At 58.2% G+C, this 4,211-nt stretch carries 3 protein-coding genes; 2 read left to right on the forward strand and 1 reads right to left on the reverse strand.

Annotated features, from left to right (window positions below; genetic code table 11):
- Both AB4043_RS16610 and AB4043_RS16615 read left to right on the forward strand, forming a co-directional pair.
- On the forward strand, window positions 1-998 hold a 998-nt coding region (locus AB4043_RS16610; protein ID WP_442307554.1), incomplete at its 5' end, for a TolC family protein.
- A gap of 304 nt (window positions 999-1,302) precedes the next feature.
- Window positions 1,303-3,429: a thioredoxin domain-containing protein gene (locus tag AB4043_RS16615; RefSeq protein WP_442299615.1), complete on the forward strand. Its 2,127-nt coding sequence runs from the start codon at window positions 1,303-1,305 to the stop codon at window positions 3,427-3,429.
- 96 nt (window positions 3,430-3,525) lie between these two features.
- Here the strand turns inward: AB4043_RS16615 and AB4043_RS16620 are convergent.
- Window positions 3,526-4,211: mechanosensitive ion channel family protein (locus AB4043_RS16620; RefSeq protein ID WP_442307555.1), on the reverse strand; the 686-nt coding region annotated here is incomplete at its 5' end.

A 4,211-nucleotide genomic window follows, 5' to 3' on the forward strand; every position in this document is an offset into this window, starting at 1 on the left:
ATCGCAAGCAGCTTGAGATCGGTACTCTGGCTCCTCTCGATGTCGTGAATTCCGATTCTGCCGTCTCGACTGATAAACAGGCGCTGATCACCTCGCAGTCGAACCTCGAGTACCAGCAACTGCTGATCAAGCAGGCGATTGCCCGCAACACCAACGATCCTCAGGTTGCCGCAGCTCCCGTGATTCCGACCGATCGCGTCAGTCTCGACCGTCTTCCGGAAGAGGATGTGCAGATTGAAGACCTGGTGAAGCAGGCCTACGTCAACAATCCGCAGATCGAACAGGCCATGCTGGCCATGAAGAATAACGAGATATCAATCAAGGCGCTAAAGAACGGTCTTCTGCCGACGGTTGACGTTTTCGGGTTCTACGGAGCCGCTGCAATCGGCGGCGCATGGAACCCGGTTTGCGCCGGTGGTGCGCAGACCGGATGCCAGGGCCTCGCGCAACGTGGCTACGGTGGTACGTTCTCGGATCTGTTCAACTCCACAAATCCGGATAAGGCTGTTGGCCTCTCGGTCAATATCCCGATCCGCAATCGTGTCGCCCAGGCTGACCAGGCGCGTTCCCAGATGGAACTTCGTCAGTCGCAGATGCGTCTGCAGCAGCTCTACACGCAGATCCGCATGCTGGTCACCAACGCGCAGTTCGCACTCACCAATGACCGCGCGGCGGTACAGGCAGCTCAGGCTGCCCGTGACTTCCAGCTGCAGTCGCTGGACTCCGAGCAGAAGAAGTACCGTCTCGGCGCCTCAACTACAGCAAACGTTCTTCAGCAGGAGCGTAACCTCGCAACGGCAGAGAACAGCCTGATTTCGTCGACGGCAGCCTATGCCCGTGACCGCGCCTCGCTCTATCAGTTGCTGGCAAATACGCTGGACCGCTACGGCATCTCGCTTACAGATGCTGCAACCGGCACCATCAATCAGGCTCCGGTCATCCCTGGACTGACTGCTCCGAAGGACCCGGAACCGCCCAAGCCGCTTACTCCGCAGTAGTCCAGCACCAAGAACATAGCCGAAAGCCCAGCCATCAGGCTGGGCTTTCTCCTTAAACTTTCTCCCTAAATAAGAGAGGGCCGCCCCGGCGCGAGGCGGCCCGCAGAGGGTTCAACATCCAAAGAGCGCTCAGCGAATTTCAGTATTCAATCCCCAACGGAAATTCGTAAGCGTCCCCAGTTGTCTAAGGAGGCTACGCTCGATCGTTGCAGAGGTTGTCACGCTCGTGTCACTTTCAGCACCCTGAAAACCGTGGGCGGGCGAACCGGAACAAGGATTCCGTAAACCAACTATCCTAGAATCGATGTCTCACGAGCCGAACGCCCTTGCATCTGCCGCCTCCGCGTATCTTCGTTCCGCCATCAACCAGCCGGTCCGGTGGCATGAGTGGAGTCCCGCAGCCTTTGCGCTCGCCGTGGAACAAAATAAGCCGATTCTTCTCGACATCGGTGCGGTGTGGTGCCACTGGTGCCATGTCATGGATCGTGAGTCGTATGAGAACGATCAGACTGCCGCTGTCATTAACGAGCACTACATCGCCATCAAGGTCGACCGGGACGAACGTCCCGATGTGGATGCCCGCTATCAGGCAGCCGTCTCCGCGATCAGCGGGCAGGGAGGCTGGCCGTTAACCGCTTTCCTTACACCAGACGGAAGGCCTTTCTTCGGCGGGACCTACTTTCCTCGGCAGGACCAGTTCGGCAGACCTGGGTTTCAGCGGGTTCTCCTCACCATGGCCTCTGCCTTCCAGCAGAAGCGAGATGAGGTGGACGACTCCGCGGCTTCTGTTATGGCGGCGATTGAGCATAATGAGACCTTCTCCGGTCGCTCCTCGCGCATCACAGCGGAGCTGGCTACCAAGCTCACCTCCGCCATCACCGGCATGTACGACCAGCGCTACGGTGGTTTCGGCTCTCAGCCCAAGTTTCCGCACTCAACCGCAATCGATCTATTGCTCGACAGCGCGCTTCGTCCCGGCGCCGACGAAAAGATCTCCGCGTCAGCGCTCGGCACGCTAAGCGCTATGTCCCGGGGCGGGATCTATGACCATCTCGCCGGAGGCTTCCATCGCTATTCAGTGGATGAGCAGTGGATCGTTCCGCACTTCGAGAAGATGCTCTACGACAATGCAGGTCTGCTGGCAAACTACGCCCATGCCTTCCAGAGTTTTGCTGAACCGGAGGCTGCCCGTGTTGCGCGCGAGACCATTCTGTGGGTCGATACCTGGCTCTCTGACCGCGAACGTGGTGGCTTCTACGCCTCCCAGGATGCCGATATCAACCTGGACGACGACGGCGACTACTTTACCTGGACGCTGGACGAAGCCCGTTCTGTCCTCACCGCCGAAGAGCTGAACGTTGCGGCTCCGTTCTACGACATTGGCGATGTGGGCGACATGCACCACAACCCTGCGAAAAACGTGCTCCACGTAAAGCATCTGCTGGGACAGGTGGCGCAGCGGGCGGGAATGCCACCGGAGCAGGCAACATCGCTCCTGCGTTCCGCAAAGCAGAAGTTATATGCAGCTCGGTTGCAGCGTCCGACGCCTTATATTGACCGGACGATCTATACCGGCTGGAACGGCATGATGATCTCGGCCTACATCGCTGCCGGCAGGGCATTGGCGATTCCAGCTGTGACTGCCTTCGCGTTGAAGTCACTGGATCGGATTCTGGCAGACGCCTGGAACCCCGAGGTGGGACTCTCCCACGTCGTCGCCTATGCTGACGGGACATCCGCGCGGAAGCATGTCCCCTCGACCGTAGATGACTATGCATTCCTCGCGACATGTTGCCTGGATGCATGGGAATGCAGCGGAAACCTGAAGTATTACCTCGCAGCGAAAAGCCTGGCGGAGTATGTCGCCGCGAACTTCTGGGATCCAACGGGGTTGGGGTTCTTCGATACCCCACTTACCGACGAACCGGCGCTCGGAGCGCTTTCAGCCCGCCGAAAGCCGTTGCAGGATGCGCCGGCGCCGGCTGCGAATCCGACCATGGCTTCGCTGTTGGTACGGCTCGAAGAGCTCTCCGGGAAACAGGAGTACCGGGACATGGCCTTCGACACACTGGAAATCTTCGGTGGTGTTGTGGAGCACTTCGGTCTCTACGCGGCCAGTTATGGTCTGGCCCTGCAGCGTTTGGTACAGCCGGCGGCCCAGGTGGTGATCCTGGGGGACGATGAAGCCGCGAAGATGCTGGAGGCTGCGGCGCTGACTCGTTACTCCGTTTCCAAGAGCGTCATCCGCCTCTCCTACACACAGCTTTCCGCCCTTCCGGAGACATTGGCGGAGACGATCCCAAATCTGCCCGGCATTGAGTCCGGGAAGAGCGTTGCGATTGTCTGTGCGGCGAAAACATGCCATCCGCCGGTTGCCGATCCGGAGAGTCTTCTGCAGCTTTTGAACCGAGCGCTAGTGCATTTTTCCTAAAGGTGTAGAGCGAAGCTTTGACTGTTTGCGCCGTTTTCCTTCGAAGAAAACGGCATTCGCAGATTTATCCAACGCCACAGTATTAGGAGAATTGCTCTAATCCCCGCCACCTAATACCGTGGTGGGTGCGGATGGAAGTGTAGGGTCTTGCGCGTTAACGATGACCGCACTGGAAGGAATGCCCAGGCGAATCTGGTTCTTCTCAAAGCCAAGCAGGATTCGCCTCCGCAGCTCGCGTAGTACCCCATCCTTCTGGTTGGCGCGAACCTTGGTATTCACCAGGTAGAGAACCTCACTGCCATTGATCTTGTCGACGCCCAAGACCTTCGGATCTTCAATCGTCACCTGGGCGAAGGCGGTGTCTTTGCGGACCTCCATCGCCAGTTGGCCCAGCAGCTCCATGACTTTGTCCGGATTCTCGCTGGCGTCGACACTTACGTGCAACGAAGCGACGGAGTAGTCGCGCGACAGGTTCTGGACCGTCGTGATCTGTGAGTTGGGAATGATGTTTTGGGTTCCGTCGCCGTCACGCAGAATGGTGCAACGCAGACTCATGTCTTCGACTGTTCCGGTAAGCCCAGCCATCTTGACTGAATCTCCAACATTGAACTGATCTTCCAGCAGGATGAAGATCCCGTTCAGCATGTCCTTAAAAATCGACTGCGCGCCGAAAGAGATGCCGAGTCCGACGACGCCGGCAGATGCCAGCAGCGGTTTCAGGTCGATATCGAAGATCGGCAGAATCTGCAGCAAAACATAAAAGCCAATGGCCGTGTATGCCG

It is taken from the genome of Terriglobus sp. YAF25 (genome assembly GCF_052113305.1).
GTDB lineage: Bacteria > Acidobacteriota > Terriglobia > Terriglobales > Acidobacteriaceae > Terriglobus.

Coding starts and splice junctions, on each gene's coding strand:
- AB4043_RS16615 (WP_442299615.1), top strand. CDS start 1,303: ATGTCTCACGAGCCGAACGCCCTTGCATCTGCCGCCTCCGCGTATCTT.